General features: G+C 64.6%; 25 protein-coding genes. 12 read left to right on the top strand and 13 right to left on the bottom strand.

All coding sequences use genetic code 11. From position 1 onward, the window contains the following. Nucleotides 1-273 precede the first annotated feature (273 nt). Together GS429_RS17295 and glmM are read left to right on the top strand one after the other, a co-directional pair. Nucleotides 274-1,284: a cell surface glycoprotein gene (locus GS429_RS17295; protein WP_160066594.1), complete on the top strand. Its 1,011-nt coding sequence runs from the start codon at nt 274-276 to the stop codon at nt 1,282-1,284. 143 nt (nt 1,285-1,427) lie between these two features. Further along, nucleotides 1,428-2,762: a phosphoglucosamine mutase gene (glmM, locus tag GS429_RS17290; RefSeq protein WP_160066593.1), complete on the top strand. Its 1,335-nt coding sequence runs from the start codon at nt 1,428-1,430 to the stop codon at nt 2,760-2,762. Between the two features lie 35 nt (nt 2,763-2,797). Here glmM and GS429_RS17285 read toward each other — a convergent pair whose 3' ends face one another. The 3 genes from GS429_RS17285 to GS429_RS17275 all read right to left on the bottom strand — a co-directional run bounded on the left by GS429_RS17285 (nt 2,798) and on the right by GS429_RS17275 (nt 5,513). Next, complete coding sequence (locus GS429_RS17285; RefSeq protein ID WP_160066592.1) at nt 2,798-3,985, bottom strand: DHH family phosphoesterase; 1,188 nt, start codon at nt 3,983-3,985, stop codon at nt 2,798-2,800. Between the two features lie 136 nt (nt 3,986-4,121). After that, a complete protein-coding gene (locus tag GS429_RS17280) occupies nt 4,122-5,027 on the bottom strand; it encodes an SDR family oxidoreductase (protein WP_160066591.1) in 906 nt (301 codons plus the stop codon). 60 nt (nt 5,028-5,087) lie between these two features. Beyond that, nucleotides 5,088-5,513 carry a DUF5791 family protein gene (locus tag GS429_RS17275; protein ID WP_160066590.1) on the bottom strand — a complete coding sequence of 142 codons (426 nt, stop codon included), beginning with the start codon at nt 5,511-5,513 and terminating at the stop codon, nt 5,088-5,090. 239 nt (nt 5,514-5,752) lie between these two features. Here GS429_RS17275 and GS429_RS17270 point away from each other — a divergent pair, with 239 nt between their 5' ends. From GS429_RS17270 to GS429_RS17245, 6 genes are all read left to right on the top strand, one after another. Then, on the top strand, nt 5,753-6,841 hold the full coding sequence (locus tag GS429_RS17270; protein ID WP_160066589.1) for a tubulin/FtsZ family protein: 1,089 nt from the start codon (nt 5,753-5,755) through the stop codon (nt 6,839-6,841). Nucleotides 6,842-6,892: 51 nt separating this feature from the next. After that, on the top strand, nt 6,893-8,827 hold the full coding sequence (locus GS429_RS17265) for a glycoside hydrolase family 2 protein (protein ID WP_160066588.1): 1,935 nt from the start codon (nt 6,893-6,895) through the stop codon (nt 8,825-8,827). A 316-nt stretch (nt 8,828-9,143) separates the two neighbouring features. Continuing rightward, the gene (locus GS429_RS17260; protein ID WP_160066587.1) at nt 9,144-10,025 is read left to right on the top strand and encodes a coiled-coil protein; all 882 of its coding nucleotides are present in this window, start codon (nt 9,144-9,146) and stop codon (nt 10,023-10,025) included. 198 nt (nt 10,026-10,223) lie between these two features. After that, nucleotides 10,224-11,219, top strand: coding sequence for a signal peptide peptidase SppA (gene sppA, locus GS429_RS17255; RefSeq protein WP_160066586.1), 996 nt, complete (start codon nt 10,224-10,226; stop codon nt 11,217-11,219). A gap of 108 nt (nt 11,220-11,327) precedes the next feature. Further along, nucleotides 11,328-12,830, top strand: coding sequence for a DUF373 family protein (locus GS429_RS17250; protein ID WP_328821454.1), 1,503 nt, complete (start codon nt 11,328-11,330; stop codon nt 12,828-12,830). A gap of 54 nt (nt 12,831-12,884) precedes the next feature. Then, complete coding sequence (locus GS429_RS17245) at nt 12,885-13,613, top strand: diphthine--ammonia ligase (RefSeq protein WP_160066585.1); 729 nt, start codon at nt 12,885-12,887, stop codon at nt 13,611-13,613. Between the two features lie 68 nt (nt 13,614-13,681). Here GS429_RS17245 and GS429_RS17240 read toward each other — a convergent pair whose 3' ends face one another. Beyond that, nucleotides 13,682-15,184 (bottom strand): carboxypeptidase M32, encoded by a 1,503-nt coding sequence (locus GS429_RS17240; protein WP_160066584.1) that lies wholly within the window; start codon nt 15,182-15,184, stop codon nt 13,682-13,684. Between the two features lie 99 nt (nt 15,185-15,283). After that, on the bottom strand, nt 15,284-15,472 hold the full coding sequence (locus tag GS429_RS22515; RefSeq protein WP_328821453.1) for a hypothetical protein: 189 nt from the start codon (nt 15,470-15,472) through the stop codon (nt 15,284-15,286). On the opposite strand from GS429_RS22515, the gene GS429_RS17235 reads away from it, so the two are divergent. Then, nucleotides 15,389-15,799, top strand: a complete 411-nt coding sequence (locus tag GS429_RS17235) for a DUF892 family protein (protein WP_328821456.1) — start codon at nt 15,389-15,391, stop codon at nt 15,797-15,799. The genes GS429_RS22515 and GS429_RS17235 overlap by 84 nt on opposite strands. A 59-nt stretch (nt 15,800-15,858) precedes the next feature. Here the strand turns inward: GS429_RS17235 and GS429_RS17230 are convergent, their stop codons facing one another. Together GS429_RS17230 and GS429_RS17225 are read right to left on the bottom strand one after the other, a co-directional pair. Next, nucleotides 15,859-16,551, bottom strand: a complete 693-nt coding sequence (locus GS429_RS17230; RefSeq protein WP_160066614.1) for a hypothetical protein — start codon at nt 16,549-16,551, stop codon at nt 15,859-15,861. Nucleotides 16,552-16,645: 94 nt separating this feature from the next. Continuing rightward, complete coding sequence (locus GS429_RS17225; RefSeq protein ID WP_160066583.1) at nt 16,646-17,620, bottom strand: nucleotidyltransferase family protein; 975 nt, start codon at nt 17,618-17,620, stop codon at nt 16,646-16,648. 189 nt (nt 17,621-17,809) lie between these two features. Between GS429_RS17225 and GS429_RS17220 the strand changes: the two genes are divergently transcribed. After that, nucleotides 17,810-18,106: a transcriptional regulator gene (locus GS429_RS17220; RefSeq protein ID WP_160066582.1), complete on the top strand. Its 297-nt coding sequence runs from the start codon at nt 17,810-17,812 to the stop codon at nt 18,104-18,106. Between the two features lie 217 nt (nt 18,107-18,323). Then, complete coding sequence (locus tag GS429_RS17215; protein WP_160066581.1) at nt 18,324-18,686, top strand: DUF7344 domain-containing protein; 363 nt, start codon at nt 18,324-18,326, stop codon at nt 18,684-18,686. A gap of 7 nt (nt 18,687-18,693) precedes the next feature. On the opposite strand, the gene GS429_RS17210 is transcribed toward GS429_RS17215, so the two are convergent. Further along, complete coding sequence (locus tag GS429_RS17210) at nt 18,694-19,173, bottom strand: Rieske (2Fe-2S) protein (RefSeq protein ID WP_160066580.1); 480 nt, start codon at nt 19,171-19,173, stop codon at nt 18,694-18,696. Between the two features lie 91 nt (nt 19,174-19,264). Here GS429_RS17210 and GS429_RS17205 point away from each other — a divergent pair, with 91 nt between their 5' ends. Continuing rightward, nucleotides 19,265-20,377, top strand: coding sequence for a saccharopine dehydrogenase family protein (locus tag GS429_RS17205; RefSeq protein ID WP_160066579.1), 1,113 nt, complete (start codon nt 19,265-19,267; stop codon nt 20,375-20,377). A gap of 73 nt (nt 20,378-20,450) precedes the next feature. Here the strand turns inward: GS429_RS17205 and GS429_RS17200 are convergent, their stop codons facing one another. The 5 genes from GS429_RS17200 to GS429_RS17180 all read right to left on the bottom strand — a co-directional run bounded on the left by GS429_RS17200 (nt 20,451) and on the right by GS429_RS17180 (nt 26,460). Next, nucleotides 20,451-21,833, bottom strand: coding sequence for an MATE family efflux transporter (locus GS429_RS17200; protein ID WP_328821452.1), 1,383 nt, complete (start codon nt 21,831-21,833; stop codon nt 20,451-20,453). A 400-nt stretch (nt 21,834-22,233) separates the two neighbouring features. Continuing rightward, nucleotides 22,234-23,130, bottom strand: coding sequence for an aminotransferase class IV (locus GS429_RS17195; protein WP_160066578.1), 897 nt, complete (start codon nt 23,128-23,130; stop codon nt 22,234-22,236). Then, entirely contained in the window at nt 23,123-23,806 is a 684-nt protein-coding gene (locus tag GS429_RS17190; RefSeq protein WP_160066577.1) for an anthranilate synthase component II, read from the bottom strand. Before GS429_RS17190 ends, GS429_RS17195 begins: the two co-directional genes overlap by 8 nt. Further along, nucleotides 23,799-25,469, bottom strand: a complete 1,671-nt coding sequence (locus GS429_RS17185) for an anthranilate synthase component I family protein (RefSeq protein ID WP_160066576.1) — start codon at nt 25,467-25,469, stop codon at nt 23,799-23,801. The genes GS429_RS17190 and GS429_RS17185 overlap by 8 nt, the downstream gene beginning before the upstream one ends. 154 nt (nt 25,470-25,623) lie before the next feature. After that, nucleotides 25,624-26,460, bottom strand: a complete 837-nt coding sequence (locus GS429_RS17180) for a helix-hairpin-helix domain-containing protein (protein WP_160066575.1) — start codon at nt 26,458-26,460, stop codon at nt 25,624-25,626. Nucleotides 26,461-26,534: the final 74 nt, after the last annotated feature.

The raw sequence follows: 26,534 nt of genomic DNA, 5'->3' as shown, positions 1-26,534 counted from the left end.
GTCGCTGTATATCAGTCACTCAGTAGTAATTCGTCCGATCAAACCCTGGTTCCCTCTTGCACATTTAACCTAAAATAGTGATAAATTATGTTTTTCATTGATACATCCGTTTGTAGTAGGGTGTTATATTCGATCCATTTGAACCGGTACGTTCACATAACCGTAACCTCATGGTGGAAAACACGAATAACTCACTTCGGCCAACCGAGTGAACGCTCATCCATGAATTTAGCCCGACCATATCGATTGCTGCTTTTCGTTAGTATTGCACTCATGACGATTACGGGGTCCGTTGCTGCGGGGCCGGCCCTCGTCGTTGCTGATTCCGACGATTACGATCTGTCTGTGCCAGGTGCAACGGACACTCCACCACAGACAGTTTCGGTCGGCGACTCAACACACGAAGTTTCCGCTCTCGCAACCGTTGATTACGGAGATTCATTAGCCGTTGACGTTACAGCACCCGAGGGGACCGATTTTGACGTGGATCTGTATAATTCCGATTCACACGTCGAAACCTTCGAGAGCGGTTCGGGAACTGAACGGGTGACGTTCGATACAGACGACGTTGATCCCGGTTCCTATATGCTTGCGCTGTATATCGACGGAAACCACGTTGATATCTTTCCGGTGGTGATCGCTAGCCATGATGTCACCACTTCTCATCCAACAGAGGTTAATTCAGACGGGGAGGTGACTATCGACACTACTGTAAGCGAAATCAGTTCCGCAGAGACTCTCTCGGGGGTCGAAGTTGCAGTCTGGAACGATGATACGGTTATTCGTAACGAAGCGACAGCAACTGGTGACGACTCGTATCAACTGACGATTTCCGGATCGCAACTCGAAGAAGGTGAATCGTATAACGTCTACGCGATTGCACAGGGGACAGACGAAGTTGAAGGTGAACCAGAAGCTCTCGGGGTCAGCTATGGAAGTACCCTTACTGTCACGGATAGTGATGACAGTGACGAGGACGACGATGATAAAACAGACGACAATGGTGATTCCGAAGAGGATGAGACCGATGAAGGAGAAACCGACAGCGAGGGAAGTGACTACGATGGCACTGATGAGGAGGAGAATGAAACCGATGACACCCAGAACGAGACGAATCAGTCCGAACAGTCGGACGACACTGACGACAACGTCGTCCAACCCAACACAGATGACGATGAAGACGACGAATCGGATGCCGACTCTGTTCCCGTACTGGGCGTTCAGTTCCTTCTCCTCGGAACGCTTTTCATTGGACTAGTCTGTCGAACCATCGTCCGAACGTAGAAATTCAACTGACAACGCGATCTGTTAGCGTCTATAATTAGCTCTTGTCCCGTCGTCGGCACTGGAATACTTCGGACAATCGGCTTCCATTTCCTGAACTCGAACTCGAGTTTCTATAAGGCCTCCTGTCTTACCACCCGAGCATGTTTGGAACGAGCGGCATTCGCGGCGAGGTCGGCGACGAGGTAACGGCCGAACTGGCGCTGTCCGTCGGCCGGGCGCTCGCTTCGGAGGGGTACGAACGCGTCGTCGTCGGCCGCGACGTCCGCGAGAGCGGCACGGTACTGGTCGACGCGCTCACGGCGGGGATCCGGGAGTGTGGCGGGGACGTCCTCGAGGTCGGCATCGCGCCGACGCCGACCATCGCGCGCGGGGTCGACTGGCTCGAGGCCGACGCGGGAGTCGTCGTCACCGCCTCGCACAACCCGGCCAAGGACAACGGGATCAAGCTCTGGGCCCCCGGCGGGCAGGCGTTTGACACCGATCGCCGCGCCGCGATCACGGACCGCGTCGATAACGAACGCTACGATCTCGAGCCCTGGACCGGCCTCGGCGACCGGACGCGCCACGAGGGACTGCTCGAGCGACACAGCGAGCGGATTCAGGAGACCGTCGCCGACCTCGACGGCCTCCAGGTCGTCGTCGACGTCGGCAACGGGGCCGGCAGCGTGACGGCGGACGCGCTGGTGGAACTGGGCTGTGACGTCCGGACGCTCAACGCCCAGCAGGACGGTCGATTCCCGGGGCGGCCGAGCGAACCCAACGCGGAAACGCTGACGGACCTCCAGCGGCTCGTCGGCGCGACGGACGCGGATCTGGGCATCGCCCACGACGGGGACGGCGATCGGATGGTGGCGGTCGACGAACGCGGCGAATTCGTCCCGAAGGACCTCTTGCTCGCGCTGTTCGCCCGGGAGGCGGCCGGCGACGGAGAGCGGGTCGCCGCGCCGTTGAACACGAGTCTCGCCGTAGACGACGCGCTCGAGACCGTCGGTGCGTCCGTCACGAGGACCGCCGTCGGCGACGTGTACGTCGCGGAGCGGGCGACCGAGGACGGGGTCGTTTTCGGTGGCGAACCCAGCGGCGCGTGGATCTGGCCCGACGAATCGCTCTGCCCCGACGGGCCGCTGGCGGCGTGTAAACTCGCCGCGATGGTCGGTCGGGACGGCCCGCTCGGGGAGGCGGTCGACTCGCTCGAGACGTACCCGATCCGGCGGACGTCGATCGAAGTCGAGGACAAGGCGGCCGTCATGGAGCGCGTCGAAGCGGCCGTCCGGGACCGCGGCGCGGCGTTCGACGCGCTCGACGGGATCCGAATCGAACACGAGGGCGGGTGGACGCTCGTTCGTCCGAGCGGGACCGAACCCGTCGTTCGGATCACGGCCGAAGCGCGCGATCCGGAGCGAGCAGACGCGCTGTTCGATGAGACCCGGGACCTCGTCGCCGACGCAGCGAGGCAACTCGGCGCGGTCGAGTAGCGCGCCTCGTCGGCCGTTCGTGGACCGCTTTGGCCCTATCGTTCGCCCGCCATCGCAGCGAAGAGCCGCTCTTCGAACTCGGTCTTGCTCGTCCCGTCGGAGGGGCCGATCCCCGCCATGTGCTCGACGGAGAGCTGCCCGCCGCCCATTCGCGCGTGGCCGCCCGCGCTGGCCATCGGAATGTCACTGACGGCGTGCCGAAGGGTTTCCCCCATGTGCACGCGGTCGTCCCGTGACCGGCCCGAGAGATGGAGGGTCCCGTCGTTTTGCCCGTAAACGACGACCGCCGTGACGCCCTCGAGATGCATGAGTTCGTCCGCGGCTTGCGGAATCGCGTCGGTGTTCGAGACGGTGCCGACGTCGCAGACGGCGAACGGTCCCTCGACCCGCTTTTCGGTGATCGCCGTCGCCTTGATCTGTAACACGTCGTCGCTGACCTGCGGGTTCGCGATTCGATCCAACAGGTCCTCGTCGATTCCGGAAAACAGCGCGGCGCAGGCGTCGAACTCCGCCCGCGAACAGCCGTTGGTTAACTGGTTCGTGTCCGACTGGATGCCGTAGAGCAGACCGGTCGCGAGCGCTTCGGAGACCTCGAACCCGGAGCCGTCCGCGGACCCCATCGCCGCGCCGAGTTCGTCCAGATATTCGACGATGATCGTCGAGGCCGCCCCGTAGTCGGTTCGAACGTCGGTGAACTCGGTGCCCGCACCGTTGCCGGGGTGGTGATCGACGACCGCGACCGGTTCGACGGTTTGGGAGCCGGTAAAACCGCGCGGCGTGTTGTGATCGACGAGAACCACCGCGTCGGCCGCGAGCTGTGAACTCGATTCGATAGTGTCGAGATCCAGATCGAGAACGGTCCGAAACGCACGATTTTCCTGATGACGAATTTCGCCGGCGTACTGCAATACGGTCTCGGTTCCAACGGAGTCTGCGATCCGGGCGACGCCCATCGCACAGGACATGGCGTCCGGATCCGGATTGGGATGCATTAACACCGCCACTTCGTCGTAGTTGCTCAACAGCCGCTGCAGCCGAACGCCCGGCGGGCGGCGAAACCAGCGGACGACCCACCAGCTACCGAGGATAACCGCGACGCTCGCCAGGACGAGCAGCGACAACACGAGCGGTTCGAGCGACTGTAGCCCGTCGGTGAGAGTCTCGATTGCCAGCACGTTCACCTCGACAAACGCACTGCTGGTCGAGGTGTCCGTGACGCTCATACCCCACCATCAAATCGAACCCTCAAGAAATTACCGCCTCAGACGGTCTGCTGACCCGATGTACCGGTGTGCCCGCAGGGCAGGGTCGCGGATCCGCCGGAAACGACGGACAGCAGTCCGTCTCGGACGACCGATTTCACTCGATCGGGCCCACTTCGGCGCGATACGTCTCGATCGCGTCGCGATACCCCTCCCGGTAGGTCGGATACACGAACTCGTAGCCCAGCTCCCGCAACGTCTCGTTCGAACACCGCTTGCTCGTCAGAATCCGTCGTTTCCCCGCGGCCGAAACGTCGCCGTCCTCGAGCCGTTCGGCTTTCGTCTGCTTCGGGGGGTGCGCCACGCCACACTCGTCGGCCAGCCAGTCGGCGAACTCCCACTTGTGGGCGGGTTCGTCGTCGACGACCTGGACGGTCTCGCCGCGGGCGAGGTCCTCCTCGAGCAGGTATCGCACGGTCCCCGCCGCGTCGTCGCGGTGGACCATGTTCAGGTACCCCTCGGTGACCGGTCCCTCGAGATAGCGCTCGAGGCGGTACCGGCCGGGCCCGTAGAGCCCGGCGTAGCGCGCGACGGTTCCCTCGTAGCCGTACTCGGGGGGTAACTCGAGGGCGATTCGTTCGGCTTCCGCGAGCACCTCGGTTTTCGCCGTCGTCGGCTCGAGCGGCGTCTCCTCGTCGACCCAGGCGCCGTCGTGGTCGCCGTGGACGCCCGTCGAGGACGTGTAGACCAGTCGCTCGGGCGAATTCTGCCGCTCGCCGAACGCTTCGATGGCCGTCCGAAGGCCCTCGACGTACACCTCGCGGGCAGCCTCAGCGCCGCGGCCGCCGCTGCTGGCGGCGAAGACGATAGCGTCGACGTCGGGTACCGCCTCGAGCGACTCGGGATCCGTAATATCCGCCTGTACGGCCTCGAAGCCCGCGTCTTCGATCCGCGCGATGCCGTCGTCGGATCGGCGGACGCCGATCGCGTCGTGGCCGCGGTCGGCGAGCTGTCGACCCAGTTCCAGTCCAACGTGGCCACAGCCCAGAATTGCGACGTTCATACGTTAACTCGTGGGCGGCCGGATATAATTTCGGCGTTCGGAGCGAAACTGAGCGCGGGATCAGGGAGCGCCGTCGGCGATCACGTACTGGATCTGGACGAACTCCTCGAGCGACATCGGCGCGCGCCGTTCGATCTTCTGCTGGATCTCTTTTGCGTCCATATCGGACGCCATCTCGCTTTCGACGGCGTCGACGTCGAGGACGGCCGTCGACATGCCCAACAGCAGGTGTTCGCAAGCGATCGTCACCATCTCGTCCGGCTCAGGCTCGCCGTCCTCGAGGGACTGAATTTGAGCCGCTTGCGCGAGCGTGAGGTCGGGCGAGCCGCCGTCGAGGAGTTCGGTGGCGGTCTCGCTGTCGACGTCCGTCGCCGCAGCGACCTCGTCGGCACCGCGCTGGTCGACGACGGCCCGGAGGTCCGCTTCGTACTCGGCGCGGAGATCGGCGGGCGAGTCGGGCACTGACATCCGTTGTTCGTAGAACATGGGAGACAAAACGGGCAGTGCGCTGAAAGGTATTGCTGTCGAGGGCCGTTCCCGCCCGGAATCGCGGCCGCACGAACGTACGGCAAACGCCGACCATTGTCGGACGATTGTCGATCCGTGTCACAGGAGAGAGCGGCGGAGGGAAGCGAACAGGAGTAGTTCGACCGAAGAGTTCACTGGTATAAACACTGTCCCTGCTCACCGGAACGTTCAATTGGCTCCCATTACATGAGAGTGATATGAAAGTTGCCCTGATCGGTGTTGGTCAGGCCGGCGGAAACGTCACTGAACGGCTCGCCCGGTTCGACGCGGACATGGGATTCGGAGCCGTTCAAGGCGCGCTGGCCGTCAACTCCGCGGAAGCAGACCTCCAATCGCTCGACGTCGTCGACACTCAACTGATCGGCGCGGACCGCGTCAATGGCCACGGCGTCGGGGCCGACAACGAACTCGGCACCGAAATCATGCAGTCGGATATCCAGCAGGTCCTCGGCTCGCTCGACGGCCGCATCACCTCGAGCGCCGAAGCGATCTTCGTCGTCGCCGGCCTCGGCGGCGGAACGGGAAGCGGCGGATCGCCCGTCCTCGTCCACCACCTGAAGCAAGTCTACGACGTGCCCGTCTACGCGCTCGGCGTGTTGCCCGGGCGCAACGAAGGGGCGCTCTATCAGGCCAACGCCGGTCGATCCCTGAAGACGCTCATCCGCGAGGCCGATTCGACGCTGCTCATCGACAACGACTCCTGGCACGAACAGGGCGAGAGCATGGAAGGGGCCTTCGAGACGATCAACGGCAAGATCGCCCAGCGGGTCGGTCTCCTCTTCGCCTCCGGCGAGGCCGTCGAAGGCGTCGGCGAGAGCGTCGTCGACTCGAGCGAGGTCATCAACACCCTCCGAGCGGGCGGCGTGTCGGTCCTCGGCTACGCCACCGAAGTCGCGAGCGAGGACAGCGGCGAGAACATCAACACCGCCATGAGCGTCTCCCGACAGGCCCTGCTGACGGGAACGAGCCTGCCGGACGCGACGGCGGCCGAAGCGGCGCTGCTGGTCATCGCCGGCGAACCCGACCGGATCCCCCGCAAGGGTGTCGAACGCGCGCGGCGCTGGCTCGAGGACGAGACCGGTAGCATGCAGGTCCGCGGCGGCGACTTCCCGCTCGACAGCGATCGACTCGGTGCGCTGGTCCTCCTCGGCGGCGCGGAACGGTCCGAGCGAATTCAGGAGTTTATGGACCGCGCACGCGAAGCGAAGCAGGCCCAGGACGCGGACGAAGAGCGGACGGATCCCGCAGAACAGTTCGCCGACGACCGACTCGAGAACCTCTTCTAACTCGCCGAAACGTCGGAACAGCTTTTTGCCTCGGGTTCCGTGACGGTGCCAATGGGTGACAAGTGGACTGGTGGCATCGTCGATCAGCGAGGCGGCGACGATCCACCGGCGGCGGCGGTCTGGCAACCGATTTCGGTCCCCGAACGGTACGGGTCGACGGTCGACGCGGACGGGTCGATCGCCTACCGAACGACGTTCGACGATCCGCGCGACGACGGAACCGAGCGAGGGTGGCTGGAGTTCCGCGGCGCAGAGACTCGAGTCGAACTCTGGCTGAACGGCGAACGAGTCGGGCGAACCGACCCGCATTTCGTTCCGCTTCGGACCGCGTTCGATCCGGCGCCGGAGAACGAACTGGTGGTGGTCTGTGAGGGGGACGATTCGCTCGAGGGACCGAGGGGGACGGAGACGGAAGCGAAAGGAACCGGAAGCGAACCGATCGAAACGGACGACACGCCGCCCGAGCGCACAACGCCGTCGCCGGAACGAGCGTGGGACCTTCGTCTCGAGTCGCGACCGCAGACGTTTCTCCGGACGCTCGAGGCCCGGCCGCGACGCACCGAAGACGGTGGCGTCATCGACGTCGAAATCGACGTCGACGCGGGCGAGCCGATCGACGAGACGATCACGCTCTCGTTGCGTCCCGACGGCTCCCACGGCGGCGGGGCCATGAAACGGTGTTCGGTGCGGGCGGGCGCGGGCGAGCGGGTGACGATTACGGACTCGCTCGAGGTCCGGGAGCCGTCGCTGTGGTGGCCGCGAGGGTACGGACCCCAGCACCGGTACACGGTCCGCGCGAAACTCGGCGACGACGCCGTCGCACGGACGGTCGCCTTCCGAGACGTCGAACGCGACGGTGCGGGAATGGTCGTCAACGGGCAGCGGGTCCGCCTCCGCGGATTCACGCGAACGGCCGGCGGAGACCCGGTCGCCGACGTCGAACGAGCTGTCGCCGCGAACGCGAACCTCGTTCGGGCTCGCGATCACGTGCCGACGGACGACTTCTACGAAGCCTGTGACGACGCCGGCGTGCTCGTCTGGCAGGATCTCCACGCGAGCGGAGCCAACGCGGATTCGTTTCCGTCGGTCGAACGCAGTCGCGACCTCGCGGCCGCACTCGAGGAAACGTTCGGCCACCATCCGAGTCTCGGATTCTACGGCCGACCCGGCGAGCCGTCGGCTCCCGTCGACGGGCTCTTCGGCGGCGGACTCCTGACGCGGCTTCGATTCCGGTATCGGCTGTGGAAAACGACCGCCGACGAGGCGTCGACGGCCGGAACCGCCGAAGCGATTTCCGAGGCCCGCCCCGTTATCTCGAGCGTTGGACCGCCCGGAACGGACGCCGACGCCGCGTTGCTCTTTCCCGGCTGGCGATACCTCGAGGCCGACGCGATCGAGTGGCTACTCGAGACCGACCCCGACCTGGGGTCGATCGTCGGGAGCTTCGGAGCCGGGTCGCTGACCGAGGACGGCGACACCGCCGCCCGTGCCGACGATCTCGGCTTCGACCCGGCGATGCTCGAGCGCTGGCTCGGCGAAAGTGGCGACGCCGAGGCGTCGCAGGCCCACCAGGCGCAAACGGTAAAGACAGTCGCAGAGGCGCTTCGGCGCCACGGCTGCGGCGTCCTCGCGGCGACGAGGCTCCGCGATGCGACGGCCGGCGGCGGAACGGGCGTCCTGGCCCACGACGGCGAGGCAAAACCGGCCTACGCAGCGCTCGCGGACTCGTTCGAACCGATTCAGGTCGTCCTCGACGGCCCGCCCGCGACCGGACCCGTCGGCGTCACCCTATGTAACGACACGCGCGAGGCCCACGAGGCGACCGTCGCCTGGCGGGCCGGCGATGCCGACGGCGAGATGACCGTCAGCGTCGAACCGCTCGAGACGACCGACGCTGGAACGGCGAACATTCCCGAGACGGCGTCGCGAATCGAACTGGCGGTTCGCGTCGGTGAGCGAACGATCACGAACCGGTATCGTTTATAACTGCTCGCCGAACCCATGGCAGAGCCCAACACAGTCCGTAGCGGGCCCTGCTAACGGTTTTCAGGGGTTCCATTACCGGTACATTTAAATTGAAAGGGCCAGTAGGTACGGCTACCAGAACGCCACCGGGGCGCGTATCGCTCGACGATCGATGACAGGAAATCTTATTCACCGAGGTTTCGCAGATCGTAAGCGGTCGCTCTATACGGCCGCCCGCCTCTCACGAAAAAACGCTCCCGACCGACGGGTAGCGTTCGCGGTTGGGGCGGCGGGCCGTTGCTCCGGTGCGGGTATGGCACAGAGGTTTGACTAACACATGGTAGACGAATCGAAAAACATCGAACTGACAGAAGACGACCTAGAAAACAAATCGAAAGGACAGCTCATCAAGATGGCCGGCCAGCTCCGAGACCGGCGAAACGAGCTGAACCAGATGGCCTCCGAGCGGGCTTCCAAGCGCGACGACCTGAACGCCAAGACGCGAGAGAAGGTGGACGAAGCCCAGGAGCACCGCGAACAGCGCGACGAGCTCAACGAGCAGGTCCAGGAACACAAGGACAGCCGCAACGAGCTCAACGCCGAGGCAAACGAACTGTTCGACAAGGTCGAGAAGCTCAAATCGGACATGGAGCTCGACGAGGGGAAAGACCTCGAGGAGCTCGAAGAGGAAATCGAGCAACTCGAGTTTAAACAGCAGACCGAAGTCCTCTCGAGCGAGGAAGAAAAGGAGCTCATCGAGAAGATCGAGTCCAAGCGCGAGGAGTACGAGGAGCGCAAGGGGAAGCTCGAGCAGAACGAGGATCTCGAGGAGCTCGTCGAGGAAGCCGAGGAAGTGCGATCGGAAGCCTCCCAGCACCACCAGAAGGTCACGGAGCTCGCGGACAAGGCCCAGGAACATCACAACCAGATGATCGAGGCCTATCGCGAAGCCGACGACATCCGTGATAAAGCCGACGAGATGCACGAGTCCTTCGTCGAGGCCCAGGAGGCCGCCGACCAGCACCACGAGGACTTCGTCCGCGTCCAGAAGCGCCTGCGCGAACTGGACAAGCAGGAAGAAGAGGAGCGCAAGTCCGAGCGCGACAAGAAGAAAGAGGAGGCCAAGGAAGAGGCCGAAGAAATCTATCAGAAGTTCAAGGAAGGAGAAACCCTCGATACCGAGGACCTGATGAAGCTCCAGAAGACGGGGCTGCTCTAACTCGGTTCGTCCACCTGTGTCTTTCTGCGGTTATCTATGTCCGATGAGCGCCGGCTAGCGATGCATCCGCGCTCGAACTGCGTTCGAGAGCTGTACGCGAGCGAACAAGAACGCGCGCGTGAACGTGAAAACGAACACGAACACGTATCCTTAACTCGACGGCACTCACAGTGACTGTCATGAAAGGAGGTGCTACCGATGGCTAGCGGTGGTGGAATCGCGCGCCTGTTGATCGTCGCGCTCGGTGCCGTGGTGTTCGCCGCGATCGGGGTCGCGCTGTTCGTCGTTTATCCGGAGTCGCTGGCCGACCTGCTCGGCGTCCTCGTCGCGCTCGCAGTGATCGTCGTCGGGATCCGGATCGCCGGCAACATCGCCGGCTCGCTGTTCCCGGGCTACGACGTCGCCGAAGTCGCCGTCGAAGGCCCGATCACGCGCGACGGCGGAGGCGGCGGACTCCCCTCGAGTCCGCGAGGAACGCCGGCGGACGACATCGTCGAGCAGATCGACCGGGCCGACGAGGACGACAACGTCGACGCGCTCTTGCTGAAGCTGAATACGCCGGGCGGCGAGGTCGTCCCGAGCGACGACATCCGACTCGCGGCCGAGCGCTTCGACGGCCCTACGGTCGCCTACACCACGGATGTCTGTGCGAGCGGCGGCTACTGGATCGCAAGCGGCTGCGACGAACTCTGGGCCCGCGACGGCTCCATCGTCGGTTCGATCGGCGTCATCGGCTCCCGGGTGAACGCCAACGACCTCGCCGAGAAGGTCGGCCTCTCCTACGAGCGCTTCGCCGCAGGTGAGTACAAGGACGCTGGAACTCCACTGAAGGAACTCGAGGAGGACGAACGCGAGTACCTGCAGGGGCTGATCGACGACTACTACGAGACGTTCGTCGAGCGGGTCAGCGACGGTCGCGACCTCGATAGCGAGTTCGTCCGGGACACCGAAGCCCGGATCTACCTCGGTGAGGAGGCCTACGAGATGGAACTGGTCGATCACCTCGGCACGCGCCGCGAACTCGAGACGGAACTGGAGGACCGATTAGATCGAGACGAGATCTCCGTCGAGGAGTTCGAACCCGACCGCCCGTTGATGGCTCGCGTCGGCACCGGTGCCCAGCAGGTGGCGTACGCCTTCGGGGCCGGGATCGCGGGGCTCGCTCGGGACCGGGAGTTCCGCTTGCGGACCTGACGGGTCCGATTTTGGGACCTCGAACCCGGAACGACAACCGATGAAGTCAGTGCGAACCAAAGCTCACGAGTACGTGGTTTTATCGTTACACAGAATGGAACGGAAACCGTGACAACGCTGGTCGTCTGTCTCGACCGGACCGACGACGTGGGTCGCAAGACCGGTCTTCGGTCGCCCGTCGTCGGCTGGGAGGCAGTCCGCGCGCTCGTGACTGATGTCGGACTGGCGGACCCGGAGGATTCGGGCGTCAACTCCCTGCTCGAGACCTTGCGCGTCGCCCAGAACCTCCGCGACGAGAACGAAGAGGTCGTCGTCGCGGTCGTTTCGGGGGACCGGGAGTCGATGGTCTCGGCGGACCGCGCAGTCGCCAGTCAACTCGACGAACTCATGGTCGACTACAACCCCGAGTCGGCCGTCGTCGTCATCGACAGCGCGGAGGACGAACGACTGGTGCCGATCGTCGAGAGCCGTCTCCGGGTCGATTCGGTCGACCGAGTCGTCGTTCGGCAGGCCCGAGACATCGAATCCACGTACTACCTATTAAAGCAGTTCCTCGCCGACGAAGAGCTGCGACAGACCGTGCTCGTCCCGATCGGATTGACGCTGCTCGTCTTCCCCATACTCGCAACCGTCGTCGGCCCTGCGGAGGGTGCCGCTGCGATCACGACCGTTATCGGGGTGTTCCTGCTCTACAAGGGGTTCAACATCGACGAACTCGTAACCGGATTCGCCCATCAGGTGCGCGAATCGCTGTATTCCGGGCAGGTTTCGGTCGTCACCTACGCCGTCGCCGCCGGCCTGACCTTCGTCGGGCTCTTCGCTGGCGCGCTCGGGGTCTCGAGTCTGGACGACCCCTCCGGGGTGGTGATTCCGGCGGGGCAGTTCGCCTTCGACAGCGTCCCGTGGCTCGCGATGGCCGGTCTCACGGCGAGCGCCGGGCGGCTGCTCGACGAGGCGATTAGCGACGAGCCGGTCCGGAGCTCCTATCTCAACCTTCCGTTTATCGTCGTCGCCGTCGGCCTCGTCGTCCGCGGGTTTTCGGCGTACTTCCTCGAGCAACAGGGCGTTATCGACTCGGTTGTGGTCCCGGCCTACGAGTTCGGTGCGCTGTCGACCGAGGCGTTCGAGATGACGGCCGGTCAACGGCTGGCCCTGTTCGTCGTGACCGCGATCGTCGTCAGTCTCGTCGGTGCGCGCGTCGCGTCGTACTTCAGCGGTTCGCGGGACGACGCGGAACTCGCCGACGGCGGCTCGGGTGCGTCCGAGATTACTGACGGCGGACCGCCGACGGGTCCGGAATCGAAACCGACGCCGATGACGGAGTCGAACCAGGTACCCGAAACGGGCTCTTCCGCCCGGTCTTCCGCGCTCGAGTCGGAGTCGGAACGGGAAGCGGGAACGGAAGCGGAGTCGGAAACCGAAACGCAATCTGCTCGCGACGACGCCTCGAGCCACGATTCGGATCCAGGGGAGGATTCCGGTTCGAATTCGAATTTGAATTCGGATACGGATACGGATTCAGCTAGCAATACCGACGCAGACGTCGACGCCGACACCGACACTGATACCGACGCGGACGCCGATACCGAACCGAACTCCCGATCCGAATAAGCCCCTCTTACTCCGACTCGGTATTCATTTACCCGTCTACGCCAACCACCCTGCATGAGCGACGCAGACGGCACGTGGATCAGTCTCTTCTCGGGCGGTAAGGACTCCTCGTGGGCGCTGTATCAGGCCCTCGAGGAGGGACTCGATGTCTCTCGACTCGTCACCGTCCATCCGACCGGCGACTCCTACATGTATCACGTTCCCGCGACGGACCTGGCCGCGCTCGCCGCCGAGAGCACCGGAATCCCATTGGTCGACGTCGAACCCGGCAATTTCGAGGCCGACGCGGCGACCGACTCGAGCGCGCAAGGCGACGACGAACTCGAGCCGCTCGAGGCGGCCCTAACCGACCTCGACGAGGAACTCGAGGGCGGAATCGCGGGCGTCACGGCGGGAGCCGTCGAAAGCGAGTACCAGACGAGCCGTATTCAGGCGATGTGCGACCGACTCGGCTGTGAGCTGTTCGCGCCGCTGTGGCAGAAAGACCCTCGAGAACTGGCCGACGCGATGCTCGAGGCCGGGTTCGAGATTACGATCATCCAGGTTGCGGCCGCCGGACTGGACGAGTCGTGGCTCGGACGGACGCTGGATCGGGACGCGATCGAGGAACTCGAGACCGTACACGAGGAGTACGGCGTCCACATCCTCGGGGAGGGCGGCGAGTTCGAGACGCTGGTGGTAGACGGGCCGCACATGGACCAGCGGATCGACCTCGAGTACGAAACGGAGTGGGACGGCACCCGCGGTCGACTACGGATTACGGATGCGAAACTGCAGCGATGAGCGATGGTCGATAATCGATGAGTGACGGGTGATGAGTGACGAGCGACGAATGAGGAGGCCCGACCCGGCTACAGATCGTACAGGCGCTCGAATTTCTCGCGGGCGTACTCGACGAAGTAGTCCGCGGTGAGCGGTTCGCCGGTCGCTCGCTCGATGAGTTCAGGCGTTTCGTAGCGCTGTCCGTGGCGGTGGACGTGCTCGGTCATCCAGTCGTGGATCGGCTCGAACTCGCCCTCGCGAACCAGTCCGTCGACGTCGAGGTCGTCACGAACAGCGGCATCGAGTTGCGCTGCAACGACGCTCCCGAGGGTGTAGCTCTGGAAGCAAGCGAACCGCGACGTCCAGTGGATGTCCTGGAGACACCCCTCCGCGTCGGTGTCCGGTCGAACGCCGAGGTAATCGTCCATTTTCTCGTTCCAGACGGCGGGTATCTCCTCGACGGCGAGGTCGCCCTCGACGAACGCGCGGTCGATCTCACACCGCAGGATGATGTGCATGTGGTAGGTGAGTTCGTCCGCCTCGACGCGAATGCGATTTTCCGGCCGTATGCGGTTTGCGGCCTCGAAGGCCTCGCGGACGGTGAGGTCGTCGTGGCCCTCGAGGTGGTCGGTCAGTTCCGGCAGGAACCCCTCCCAGAACGGTTCCGTGCGACCGACGTGGTTTTCCCAGAAGCGCGACTGGGACTCGTGGATGCTCATTCTCGAATTGCCCAGGGGCGATCCGTACTCGTCTTTCGGCAGTCCGAGCTGGTAGGTCGCGTGGCCCAGTTCGTGGATGGTCGCGGTCAGCGCGTCCATCGGGTCCGTCGGTTTGAACCGAGTGGTGACCCGCGCGTCGAACTGATTGCCGGCCATGAACGGATGCGGTGCGGTATCGAGGCGTCCGCGCGAGCGGTCGTACCCGAGGTAATCGAGCGCAGCCTCACTGAGCGCCCGCTGATCCGCGTCGGGATACTCCCCGTCGAACGGATCGGCCAGGTTCGTTCCCGAGGCTCGAATCTCCTCGACCAGTGGCGGGATCTCCGATCGGAGCGTCTCGAAGATGTCCTCCATCGTCCCGATGGGCAGGAAGGGATGGCTCTCCTCGTACATCACCTCGTAGGGCGGTGTCTCGGGGTCGATGTGTTCGGCCTGCTTCCGCTGGAGATCGCGGATCCGCTCGAGGCGAGGGGCGAACGTCTCGAAGTCGTCGTCCGCCTTGGCCTCCTGCCAGATCCGTTGGTTCTCGGCGGCGGTCCGGGCGATGTCTTCGACCAGTTCCGACGGAACGTTCGCGGCGCGGTCGTGCTCGCGCCGGATCTCCCGGACTGCGGCGGCCTGTCTGTCGGTCAGCGACGCGTCCTCGAGCGCGTCGAGCCAGCGGGCGACGTCGTCGTCGACGAGCAGGTCGTGACGCGTCGCGGAGATGGCGGAAAGCTGGCGCGATCGGCCGGGAGAGCCGCCTTCGGGCATCATCACCTGCTGGTCCCAGTTGAGATACATCGAGGCGTACTGGAGGTTCGTGAGTCGCCCGTAGCGGTCGATGAGAGCGTCGTAAGCGGCCGGTGGATCAGTTGTGGTCTCTCCTGTCATGTCCGTCGACCTGACGAAAGGGACGAACGATTATAATAACCGGCGACGATCGTTATCCGCGGGCGAGTGGGCCGGCAATGGCGTCGAGCGACACGGGTTTCATTCGACGGGCGAATCCCTTTGCGCCTCGGCGGCGACGCCACCGATGGCATGATCGAATCGTAACGCGACCTGTTCGTCCTGGAGCTTCGGGAACTCTACCACATCGAACGCGAACTCGAGGACCTCCAGGCCGAACTGGCCGAGGCGGCGACCGACGAGGAAATCGAGGAATTCTACATGGCCCACGGCGAGGCCACGACCGAGCAGATCGGTCGCATCGAACCGCTGTTCGAGCCGGTGCAAGCCGAACCCGGTCCGATCGAGAACTCGTCGCTGGAGGGGCTCCGCGAGCGACGCGAGGAACTGATCGAGGACGTGCGGGATCCGAACCTCGGCGACCTCGTCGAGGCGGAACTCGGCCGCGCGATCGAACGCCTCGAGATCACGAAACTCGAGACGCTGCTGACCCTGGCCGATCGGATGGACCTGCCCGCGGAACTCGTCGATCCGCTCGAGGAGACGAAAGCGGAGGCGGAGAACGGACTCGAGGAACTGACCGCACTCGCCGCGTAAGCGTCGGCTAGCAGGCTGGTCCGGTACACACTCCACCTCGAGACGTTCTCACGGGACCGTTATCGATCGTCGACGACGGCTTCGCGTTCGTCCGCGTCGGCGAACGTCCACCACGCGAGTCGGTCGATCTCGAGGGGCGAATACGACGAGACGAGCGCCAGCCACTCGCCGGACGCGATCGTCCGCAGGTCGGTCCCGGTATCCAGCGGCGACGACTCGAGGTCGTCGGCGACGGCCTCGAGTAACGCCGCGACGTTCGCATCGGGCCTGATCGCCTCGACGCCGGCGAGTTGGCGCAGATACTGAAAACTCGAAGGACCGACGCCGGCTATCGAGCCGACCGGATCCTCGTCGTACCGGTACTGATCGGCGTCGCTGGCCCAGGCTATCAGCGCCGCCAGATCCTCGTTTTCGGGCCGATCCGCGAGCACGCGGGCGGCCTCGAGGAGAACGTGGCGGTTTCGCTCGGCGCCGAACGCGGCGACCAGTTCCTCGTCCTCGAGATCGAGTGCGGCGAGCTCGTCGAAGGAGTCGACGCGCCCGCTCGCGACGAACGCCTCGCGAAAACGGGTGACCGCGGGTTTGATACCGTCACCGAAGCGCTGGCCGGTCGTCGAGGCAGCGGCCTCGGCGAGGAGGAGTGTGGAATCGTCGCCGGTCCAGCGGCGGTGCTCGCGGAACGTAGCGGCGAGTTCCCCGCACGGAACCTCCTCGGCATACCGGTCGAGAACCGCCTGAACCGCCTGACTCATGTCTCTTGAGGACATACATCACACGGCGGACTGATAGCTGTACCGACTGGTCCGATAACAAGCAGTTCGCCACCGTCTGGCGAATTTGCCGTATTCACTCCGGCGAGCCGTTCGTAATCGTCGTATGCGCACCGATGAGCGCCCCCGCGAGATCCAGCTCTTCGAGATGGGTTCCCTCGTCGATGATCGAGCGGCGGATGTCCGCGTTGCGGACCGTCGCCTCCGGAAAGATCACCGCGTGTTTGAGATCGGTGTTCTCGAGGGTCACGTCACCCATGACGTGGACGTTGTCGCCGATGGTGGCGTTTTCGAGCGTCGCGGAGTCGGCGACAAGCGACTCGCCATCGAGGTGCCAGGCGACGGCATCGAGATAGCTCTCGGGCGTGCCGATATCGAACCACGCGCCCTCGAACGTGTAGGCGTAGGTCGCTTCGCGGTTCTGGAGCCACTGGACGAACCAGCCGGGTTCGTCCGGGTTGTTCCCCTCCTCGAGGTAGGTCGGAAGCAGGGAGAGCGAATCCTGGGGGAACGCATAACAGGCGATCGAAACGAGCGTGCTGTTGGGTTCGTCGGGTTTCTCCTGAAAGTCGACGACGCGGTCGTCCTCGAGTTCGACCAGGCCGTAGGATTTCGCCTTTTCGCGGGAGCCGACGTCGTAGGCGGCGAGCGTCGGCCCATCCCGTCGCTCGAAGTAGTCGACGAACTCGGCGACGTCGAAGCTGATCAGGTTGTCACCCGCGATGACCAGCAGGTCGTCGTCGACGTTCTCGCGATCGATAAGCTGTGCGAGCGCGCCGACGACCCCGAACTTGTCGTCTTCTTCATCCGTTTCCTCGATCGAGAGGGTTGGTTTCTCGAACTCGCTGTCGGCGAGGTGCGCCTCGAAGTCGGCGGCGAACCGTTCGTTCGTACTGACGTAGACTTCGTCGATCCGCTCGTCGGCTTCGAGTTCGGCGAAGATTCGATCGATGACGGTCGAGTCGCCGATCGGGAGGAACATCTTGGGCCGATGCTTCGTGATCGGCCACATTCGGGTTGCGTACCCGCCGGCAAGGACGACGGCCTTCATGGCCGTTCTTTCACTTGCCTGTGGTAAGTGGTTTGCCCTTTCAGCGATCCGAAATCGCCGCCGGGCGTTCGGGTCGTTGTCCTGACGTTGAGGTCCTGTGATACGGTTTACTGTAGTCAATTACCGCCGATCACCGTCGACGGTCGCGAAGAGCGAAACGGTAAAACAGCGACGCCCGTTTCTTCCGGTATGCGCGAGGCCGACGAAACGACACGACAGCGACTCGCCGATGCCCTCCGTGCCGAGCCCGCAACCCCAAGCGAGCTCGCCGTCCAGCTCGATCTGACGCCGGAGTCGGTGCTTCGCCACGCCGAACACGTCTCCCGATCGGTCGACAGCGCGACGACGGACGAGCAGTTCCTCGTCGCTCCGCCGGCGTGTCGGGAGTGTGGCTTCGACGGCTTCGACGACTTGCTCAATCTTCCCTCGAGATGTCCCGACTGTAAGAGCGAGTCCGTCTCCGAGCCGACACTGACAATCGAGTGAGACCGTTCGCCTATTCCGACAGTTATCAAAATTTGACAAACTGAAACGGATTCGATACTAATATTTAGTGGGGAGGCGAGAACCCGGTACGAACTCTCGACCGAATGGACAAACAACGCACACGACTATCGACACCTGTCACCGTCTCTCGTCTCCCGTCTTCCGCCTTCCACACTTCAGGTGTCGTCCGCTCGAGAGCCACCACGGAGGAATACAAATGACTGCCACATCCCATCCCGATTCCGACTGCGTTGATTTCGTGCTGGCGGTCCTCGATAACCTGGACGGCTGCGAGGCGTCGGCCGGAACGGTCGACGAAGCGTTCACGCTGCTCGCCAACCACCGCCGTCGCCTGCTGCTCGAAGTGATGCGTACCTACGGTGAGGAACTCACGCTGCCGGACGCGGCCGAGGAGGTCGCCGTCCGCGAGACCGGCCGAAAAGTAACGGAGCTCTCCGCCGAGCGCGTCCACGAGGTCTACATCTCGCTGTACCACGACCACCTGCCGCGACTGGTCGATGCCGGCCTGCTCGAGTACGATCAGGAACGCGATCTGGTTTCGCCGGCCGTTCTCCGCTAACTACGCTTCAGATTTTGACGTTCGACGTCGACGTCATATCACCGTCGTCGTCGAGCGGGCCGTCGCCGACGAACTCGTAGTCGTCGTCGGTCAGATAGACGTTGCCGTCTCGGACGTCGACTTCGAGATCCGAGAGATACGCGCCTTCGCAGGGTCCATGGGTACACTGCCCGGACCCGGCGTCGAAGTACGCGCCGTGGTTGGCACAGACGAGTTCGCCGTCTCGCATCGGTGCGCCCGATCCCTTATCGATCTTGATGTGAGTGAGATGCTGGCAGTAGTTCAACCAGCAGGAAACCGGCGTCTCGTCGTCGCCGTCGAGGCGACGGTCATCGCGGTCGTCCGAGCCACAGCCGCCGTCCTCCTCGGCACCGCTCGCGACGAGAATGGCCTCCTGCTGCTCGCCCGTTCCGTTCGTGACACGAAAGAGATGCGTCGAATCCGCCGGAACGTCCTCGAGTGCAGCGATCCGTTGTGACGCGTCCATCGCCACCTCCGTTATCGGTCTGCCGTGGTGAACGTTACGATCCGCTTCACGTCTGACGCAGCTTTAACACCCTGAGAACCAAACGACGGCTATGGACTCCCTTCTCATCTACGGTTCGTATGGCTACACCGGTCGGCTGATCGCGCGTGAAGCCGTCTCTCGAGGAGGGTCGCCCGTCGTCGCCGGTCGCGACGGTCGCGCGGTCACGCGACAGGCCGACGAACTCGGCGTCGAAGGGCGTACGTTCGATCTCTCCGACGACGTCGGGGCGCAACTTCGAAGCTTCGACGCCGTATTGAACTGTGCCGGTCCGTTCGTAAAGACGGTCGATCCGCTCGTCGAGGCCTGCCTCGAGACGGAGACGGACTACCTCGATATCACCGGCGAGTTTCAGGTGTTCGAGCGACTGCGCCAGCGCGACGCCGCGGCTCGAGACGCCGAGATCACGCTCCTTCCCGGCGTCGGCTTCGACGTCGTTCCCTCGGACTGTCTGGCGGCGTTTCTGCACGACCAGTTGCCTTCGGCGACCGACCTCTCGTTGGGGATCAAAAGCCGCGGCCCGCTCTCGCGGGGGACCGCCAAGACGCTCGTCGAAAATTTCGGCGGAGACGGCGTCGTTCGGCGGAACGGCCGACTCATCAAGGTACCCGCGGCGTTTCGTACCCGCGATATCGATTTCGGCGACGGCCCCGAACACGCCGTCACCATCCCGTGGGGTGACGTCGTCACCGCTGCTCATAGTACGGGTATCGATTCGGTCGAAGTGTACGCGGCGGCCCCGCCGTGGGCGACTCGCGCGATGGGGTTTGCCGACTCGCTGGGCTGGGTCCTCGAGCGACGGCCGGTCGAACGCGCGTTCAAGCGGTTGATCGACGCCCGTATCGACGGCCCCGACGAACGAGAACGATCCAGGGGTTCCGCAACGGTCTGGGGCGAGGTCATCGACGAGTCGACCGGCCGTCGCGCACGCGCCCGACTTCGGACGCCGAACCCCTACGCGCTGACGGCCGAGGCTGCCGTCAGTGCTGCCGAGCGCGCCGTCGACGGTCGCGGTCGGAACCGAATCCCGACCGGCTTCCAGACGCCATCGTCAGCCTTCGGCAGCGAGTTCGCGACCGAGCTTTCGGGAACCGAACGGGAGGTACTCGAGGTCCCGGCCGAGCTGGACGAACCCGAGCAGTCGGCGCTCGAATCGGACGACTGAGACAGTTTAGTGTAGTGATTTTCGGAGACCCGGAGCACGCAACAGGCAGCACGCAGCACGAACGTGGCCTGCACTAATCTTCGCTCGGCGTACTGCCGCGTTCGTCCATCATCGACTGCGTGCGCTCGATCCAGCTCCCCCGATAGAAGCCGACGGTGACGTAGGCCGTCGCCCAGACGTAGTAGACGACGATGGAAGCGTACACCGCCGGGACGCCGTAGCCGAGGTAGATGCCGCCGATGGCCGACACGCCGAGCATGCCGACGGCCATACCCGAAACGCGGGCGATGAACGGCGTCTTCGTATCGCTTCCGCTGGTGAGCGCGCCCGCAAGGACGATGTAGAGCGCGGTGACCGGTGCCGCGAGGGCGTAGGCGCGGGCGAAGCCGGCTGCGTAGGACAGCGTTTCCGGGTCGTCGGTGAACAGGGAGACGAGCCACTCCGCGCTGATGAAGAGGAAGCCGCCGAGTGAGCCGACGGTTACCACGCCGAGCGCGGCGGCGGCCCAGCCGTTGTACCGCGCTCCGGCGGGATCACCCTCACCCAGCGTCTGACCGACGATGATGCTCGTTCCCGTCCGATAACCCCGGGAGAGCGGACCGGTGAGCTGCTGGTAGACCCGACGGCCGATCTGGTAGGCGGCGTTGACCTCCGTCCCGAAGAACAGCAGGATCGAATTGAACGGGAACTCGAGGGCCGTCGCTACCATCCCCTCGGCGATCCGCGGCGCGCTGATCGCGAGCAGCTGTCGAGTGATCGTCCACTGGCGCGGGCGGACGAATCCGGCGGGCGTCCACGAACTCCAGATGGCAGCGACGAGTACGAGCGCGGAGAAGACGTTGCCGAAGGCTGTCGCGATACCGACGCCGATAATGTGTAGCTCCGGTACAGGCCCGAGTCCCAGACCAAGGACGACCGTGCCGACGATATTCAGCCCGTTCGAAACCACGTTGACGTACATCGGCGTGCGCGTATCGCCCGCTCCCTGAATCGACCGCGCGGCGACCAGCGCGACGTGTCTGGCGGGCGTCGTCGCGAAGATAATCGCGAGGTAGAGTCCACCCATGCGGGCGACCTCCGACTCCGCGCCCAGGATATCGATCGCCAACTGACCGAAGAGAAAGCCGAACAGTACGAACGGCACGCCGGTGACCGCGCCGAGGAGGACCGCCTGCGTGACCGCTTCGTCTCGATTCGTGGTCGCTCCGCTGCCGGTGTCCTGGCTCGAGAGCGCGATGACACCGCTGCCGAGACCCAGTCCGATCCGGAGCGGTAGTCGAGCGTAGAGGTCAGCCAGACCGACGGCAGCCACCGCCGCGGGCGAAAACAGTGCGGTAACGACGATGTCCGTCGTCCGCATCAGCGTCCGGAGGAACTGCTCGACCATTACCGGCCACGAGAGGTCGAACACGCGTCGCCAGACGTCGAACAGCCGTCGTCGTCCCCCGGAAAGCACGCTTTGGACTCACGCATTGTCGTGTATGAACCTGTTGAAGGCGGCATTCGAGGCGGATGGAATACCTCAAGGACCCGTCGCGCCGGTCAGTTTCTAAGACCTTTTTGGGAACCTGCCGCGTTTTCATATATCGATATACCGTTCATGGACCCGACTCTCCGGAATCGGTTCCGGGAGGGACCGCCGATGGGGCTCCCTGCCGGTTTTGCTCACGGCTGTCCCGCTGGCGATGGTTGCCCGTATACTGTTTGCAAGCAGTCACTCGTTCCCCAGAAACTCCTCACGAATCAGAATACGACCTACAGAGCGGCGATAGCGTTCGGTTCGAGAGTCTTCACCGTCGCGCTCTTGCTACAGCTGATTCGGCATCGGCGCGTTCGCTCTCCTCGAGCGAGGCCGATCACTCGTAACACGCCGTCTCGACGCGCTCGTCGTACAGTCGTGTGAGTCGATCCGTGATCGGTCCGCCGCCGATATCTCGGCCGTTCACCGACGCCACCGGTCGTAGCTCCCACGTTCGGTTCGTGAGAAACGCCTCGTCGGCCTCGAGAACGTCCGCGAGCACGTACCGATCTTCCCGCACCGGAATCCCCGCCTCGGCAGCTAACTCGAGGACGATTGCCCGCGTGATCCCCGGTAACACGGAACCGTCGGTCGTCGGCGTGTGGACCGCGCCGTCGCGGACGAAAAACAGGTTACTCGTCGCGCCTTCGGCGACGTGACCCTCGAGGTCGGACATAAGCGCCTCGTCGGCGTCGGACGGCTGATCGTTCTCGCGCAGTTCCGCACGGGCCAGAATCCCGTTAAGGTAGTTGTGCGTCTTCGCCGCGGCCGGTACCGACTCGTCGGGCATTCGGCGCGTCTCGACTGTCTGTACGGTCGCCGGCTCCGCCCAGACCGACTCACCCTCGAGTCCGCCGCGCGGAAGGGGGCTCACGTAGATCACGACCGTCGGCTCGACCTCGGATCGGGGCGTGAGTTTACCCGGCTGGACGCCTCGAGTGATCGAGAGTCGGACGTAGGCGTCCTCGAGACCGTTCGCGTCGAGCGTCTCCGCGATCCGACTTCGGAGGTCGTCCTCGTCGAGTCCGTGCTCGAGCGACAGCGCCTCGCAGGTCTGCTCGAGTCGGTCGACGTGGGCGTCCCACTCGAACAGCGTCCCGCCGTAGGCCCGCAGCGTTTCGAAGGCGGCGTCGCCGTACCGGAAGCCGCGGTCGTCGACGCTGACAGTGGCCTCGCCGGCGGGGACGAGTTCGCCGTCGACGTGGTAGATGCGGTCCGCGTCTTCGTCAGTCATCCCGCCCCTCCGCGGCGAACCGACAGAAGTTCGCGATCATTCGTTTTCCGACCGCGAGCGAGATGCCGTCCTCGTTGCTGTTTCCGTTTCCGTCTTCTCCCTCGCCCCCATCCCCGTTCCCGACGCCCTCGTGGCCCCGCGTAAGGATGCTTTCGGGGTGGAACTGGACGCCGATATGGGGTTTCTCGCGGTGGCGAACGCCCATCAGAACGCCGCGTTCGTCGGTCGTTCGGGCCGTCTCGGTAAGCGAGTCGGGGAGATCCGCCCGGTCGACCGCCAGCGAGTGATAGCGCCCGACCTGGAATGTCTCGGGCAGTCCCGCAAAGATCCCGTCGCGGTCGTGGCTTACCGTCGACGGCTTCCCGTGAACGACGTGGGGCGCGCGGACGACCGGGGATCCGTTCGCCGCACACAGCGCCTGGTGGCCCAGACAGACGCCCAGAATCGGGTACTCGGTCTCGGCGAACAGCGGAATCGAGATCCCCGCCGCTTCGGGCGTTCCGGGTCCCGGCGAAACGACGATGCCCGTCGGATCGATCGCCTCGAGGTCCCCGAGGGTGATCTCGTCGTTCCGGCGAACGACGACTTCCGGCGCGGCCTCGCCGACGTACTGGACGAGGTTGTACGCGAAGGAGTCGTAGTTGTCGATCACGAGGATTCGGGTCTCGTCACTCATCGATCTCACCGCCGTCAATCTCCTCCTCGAGTACGGCACCGCTCGAACCGCCGTCGGTCTCGAGTGCCATCCCGGCCCGCTCACCGAGGGCTTCGTCGACGGCCGTGATCAGCGCGCGGGCTTTGTCCAGGGTCTCGTCGTACTCGCGTTCGGGGTCCGAATCGTGGACGATTCCCGCCCCCACCCGGAGGTGGTACTCCTCGGCGTGGCGGACCAGCGTCCGGATGACGATGTTGAGCGTCGCCCGGCCGTCGAAGCCGAAGATCCCCATACTTCCCGTGTAGGGGCCGCGGCGGGTCGTTTCGAGCTCGTCGATGATTTCCATCGTCCGCGGTTTCGGCGCACCGGTGATCGTCCCGCCCGGGAACACCGCCCCGACGGCGTTGGCCAGCGTCTCGTCGGGCCGGAGCCGACCGGTCACGTTCGAGACGAGGTGCATGACCTCGGAGTAACGGTCGATCCGTCGATACTCGTCGACTTCGACCGAGCCGTACGCACAGACCTTCCCGAGATCGTTTCGCTCGAGATCGACCAACATCGCGTGCTCGGCGCGTTCCTTCTCGTCGGCGCGGAGATCGGCCTCGAGCGCGTCGTCTTCCTCGGGCGTCGTCCCGCGGGGTCGCGTGCCGGCGATCGGTTCCGTCCGGACGAAGTCGCCGTCGCGCTCGAGTAACAGTTCGGGACTCGCACTCACCAGATCGGCGGCGCGTAGCTCCAGCAAGCCCGAGTAGGGTGCCGGGTTGACCCGCCGAAGGGCGTCGTAGGCTGCGACGGGGTGGACCGCAGCAGGGGCGACCAGCCGCTGGGAGATGTTCGCCTGAAACGTATCGCCATCGCGGATGTACGCTTTGACTCGTCGCACACGCTCGGCGAAGGCCTCGCGGCCGCAGTCGCTCTCGAAGGTCGCGGCCGGCGTCTCGGCTGGCGGCTCGCCGACGGTCGGATCTCCCTCGAGCGCGGCTCTCGCGAGGTCGAGTGCCCGCTCGCGGCCGCGGTCGTAGGCCGCCTCGATCGCGTCGTCAGCGAGGACTGGACCGGCCGTGTCGCCCTCGAGTGTGAGTCGCGGGCAGGCGGTTACCCGCAGGGTTACGTTCGCGTCTTCGCCGTCACCGGTGTCTGCATCGGTATCGACGCCAACAGGAGCTTCCCAGGCCGCCAGCCGATCGTAGACCCCGACCTCGAGTCGCGGCAGGCCGCGGTCGTCGTCGGCCGATTCGGGGAGCCTCTCGAGTTCGCGAACGATATCGTAGGAGAGCCAGCCGATCGCTCCGCAGGGGTAGGGCACGTCGCAGTCACCGCGACTCAGTTCGGTCTCGTCGAGGACGCCCTCGAGCGCCGTCAGCGTCGGGGAGCCATCTTCGCCGTGCGATCGGGTGACCGCATCCGGGGCGACCGTCAGCCGATCGACCGGGTCGACACCGAAGTAGCCCCAGCCGGGTTGGCCGCCGGTCGTCTCGAGGAAGACGCCGCCTTGACTGCCGGGACTGCGAGCCCGACGGTAGGCGAGAAACGGGTCCGTGACGGAGACCCGGACCTCGATTGGGACTCGAACCGTTTCGTCGCGCGTCGTCGGTGCAGGTGCCGTGGATCCGTCCCGCTCGAGGGACTCGGAGACCGCCTCTCGAAACGACTCGAGCGAGGTGACGACGCGCGGATCGCTCATAGCTGCCGAAAGGTGGGGGGAGACTAATCCTCTTGCGGTTTCGGGGAAGTATCCGGGTCCAAAAACGGGGGTAATCGAGATGCAACGAACAAAACAAACTGCAGCGAGACGGCGGGGCTGTCGGGGTGGGTAGGGTGTCGAACGACGCGTTCGCTCACCTGACTTCGGCGCGGTCGATCCAGCCCTGAATCCGCTTTTCGGAGATATCGGTCGCTTCGGACAGTTCGGCCGCGTCCGCGCTGGCGAGGTCGCCGACGGTCTCGACGCCCGCACCGGTGAGCCGATCGGCGTAGGCGGGGCCGATCCCTTTGATCGAATTGACCGGTTCCTGGTTGCTCGAGTCCTCCTCGGAGTCGTCTTCGGCCGTGTCCGCGTCGGCGTCAGCGTCCGCGTCCGTTGCCGGCTCCTGCTCCGTTTCCGCTTCGGTCTCTGATTCTGATTCCGATTCCGGCTCCGATTCCGATTCCGGCTCCGCCAACGGCTCATCGTCCGGTTCGGCGGTCTCGTCGATCTCGTCCCCGAGTGTACCCGGCTCTGCCTCTTTGACCGGGACCTCGTCCTCGTCGATGCCGGATGTCTGTTCCTCCGCGGGCGATGCGGCCTCCGTTCCGGGGCCGGTCGCCTCCGCCGGTTCGGCTGCCTCCTCGGGATCGGCGCTCGGTTCCGTCATCGAGCCCGTCGAACCCGCCGCGTCCGAGCCGGCAGCGGCCGATTCGTCGGCCGCGGCATCGGTGTCGGCGTCGGTGTTCGCGTCGTCGCCGTCGGATGCGGACGCGGACGTCGATTCACCCCCCGCGGGCTCCGAACTGGCCGTCGAACTCGACGGCGCCGGCGGTTCCGTCGCCGACTTCGTTTCGGTCGGGTCGGATTCGGCACTGCCCTCCTGCGATCCTTCCCGTTCGACCGTTACCCCGACCTCTCGACTGCGTCCTCGCTCCGGGTCCGACTCCCCGAACCCGAGCAGCGACTTCAGCTTTTGGAGGATTGCCATTAGCTCGATATAGTCGGCTCCATCACTTAAATTCGCCTGATACGATCGGCGATTAGCCCGTAGACGAACTCGGC

The organism is Natronorubrum halalkaliphilum, from assembly GCF_009834785.1.
Classification (GTDB): domain Archaea; phylum Halobacteriota; class Halobacteria; order Halobacteriales; family Natrialbaceae; genus Natronorubrum; species Natronorubrum halalkaliphilum.
This window is presented reverse-complemented; position numbering and strand designations above follow the sequence as displayed.

Bases quoted from the DNA above. Each gene is read 5' to 3' on its own strand.
- GS429_RS17295 (WP_160066594.1), top strand. From the start codon at position 274: ATGACGATTACGGGGTCCGTTGCTGCGGGGCCGGCCCTCGTCGTTGCT.
- glmM (WP_160066593.1), top strand. From the start codon at position 1,428: ATGTTTGGAACGAGCGGCATTCGCGGCGAGGTCGGCGACGAGGTAACG.
- GS429_RS17285 (WP_160066592.1), bottom strand. From the start codon at position 3,985: ATGAGCGTCACGGACACCTCGACCAGCAGTGCGTTTGTCGAGGTGAAC.
- GS429_RS17280 (WP_160066591.1), bottom strand. From the start codon at position 5,027: ATGAACGTCGCAATTCTGGGCTGTGGCCACGTTGGACTGGAACTGGGT.
- GS429_RS17275 (WP_160066590.1), bottom strand. From the start codon at position 5,513: ATGTTCTACGAACAACGGATGTCAGTGCCCGACTCGCCCGCCGATCTC.
- GS429_RS17270 (WP_160066589.1), top strand. From the start codon at position 5,753: ATGAAAGTTGCCCTGATCGGTGTTGGTCAGGCCGGCGGAAACGTCACT.
- GS429_RS17265 (WP_160066588.1), top strand. From the start codon at position 6,893: ATGGGTGACAAGTGGACTGGTGGCATCGTCGATCAGCGAGGCGGCGAC.
- GS429_RS17260 (WP_160066587.1), top strand. From the start codon at position 9,144: ATGGTAGACGAATCGAAAAACATCGAACTGACAGAAGACGACCTAGAA.
- sppA (WP_160066586.1), top strand. From the start codon at position 10,224: ATGGCTAGCGGTGGTGGAATCGCGCGCCTGTTGATCGTCGCGCTCGGT.
- GS429_RS17245 (WP_160066585.1), top strand. From the start codon at position 12,885: ATGAGCGACGCAGACGGCACGTGGATCAGTCTCTTCTCGGGCGGTAAG.
- GS429_RS17240 (WP_160066584.1), bottom strand. From the start codon at position 15,184: ATGACAGGAGAGACCACAACTGATCCACCGGCCGCTTACGACGCTCTC.
- GS429_RS17230 (WP_160066614.1), bottom strand. From the start codon at position 16,551: ATGAGTCAGGCGGTTCAGGCGGTTCTCGACCGGTATGCCGAGGAGGTT.
- GS429_RS17225 (WP_160066583.1), bottom strand. From the start codon at position 17,620: ATGAAGGCCGTCGTCCTTGCCGGCGGGTACGCAACCCGAATGTGGCCG.
- GS429_RS17220 (WP_160066582.1), top strand. From the start codon at position 17,810: ATGCGCGAGGCCGACGAAACGACACGACAGCGACTCGCCGATGCCCTC.
- GS429_RS17215 (WP_160066581.1), top strand. From the start codon at position 18,324: ATGACTGCCACATCCCATCCCGATTCCGACTGCGTTGATTTCGTGCTG.
- GS429_RS17210 (WP_160066580.1), bottom strand. From the start codon at position 19,173: ATGGACGCGTCACAACGGATCGCTGCACTCGAGGACGTTCCGGCGGAT.
- GS429_RS17205 (WP_160066579.1), top strand. From the start codon at position 19,265: ATGGACTCCCTTCTCATCTACGGTTCGTATGGCTACACCGGTCGGCTG.
- GS429_RS17195 (WP_160066578.1), bottom strand. From the start codon at position 23,130: ATGACTGACGAAGACGCGGACCGCATCTACCACGTCGACGGCGAACTC.
- GS429_RS17190 (WP_160066577.1), bottom strand. From the start codon at position 23,806: ATGAGTGACGAGACCCGAATCCTCGTGATCGACAACTACGACTCCTTC.
- GS429_RS17185 (WP_160066576.1), bottom strand. From the start codon at position 25,469: ATGAGCGATCCGCGCGTCGTCACCTCGCTCGAGTCGTTTCGAGAGGCG.
- GS429_RS17180 (WP_160066575.1), bottom strand. From the start codon at position 26,460: ATGGCAATCCTCCAAAAGCTGAAGTCGCTGCTCGGGTTCGGGGAGTCG.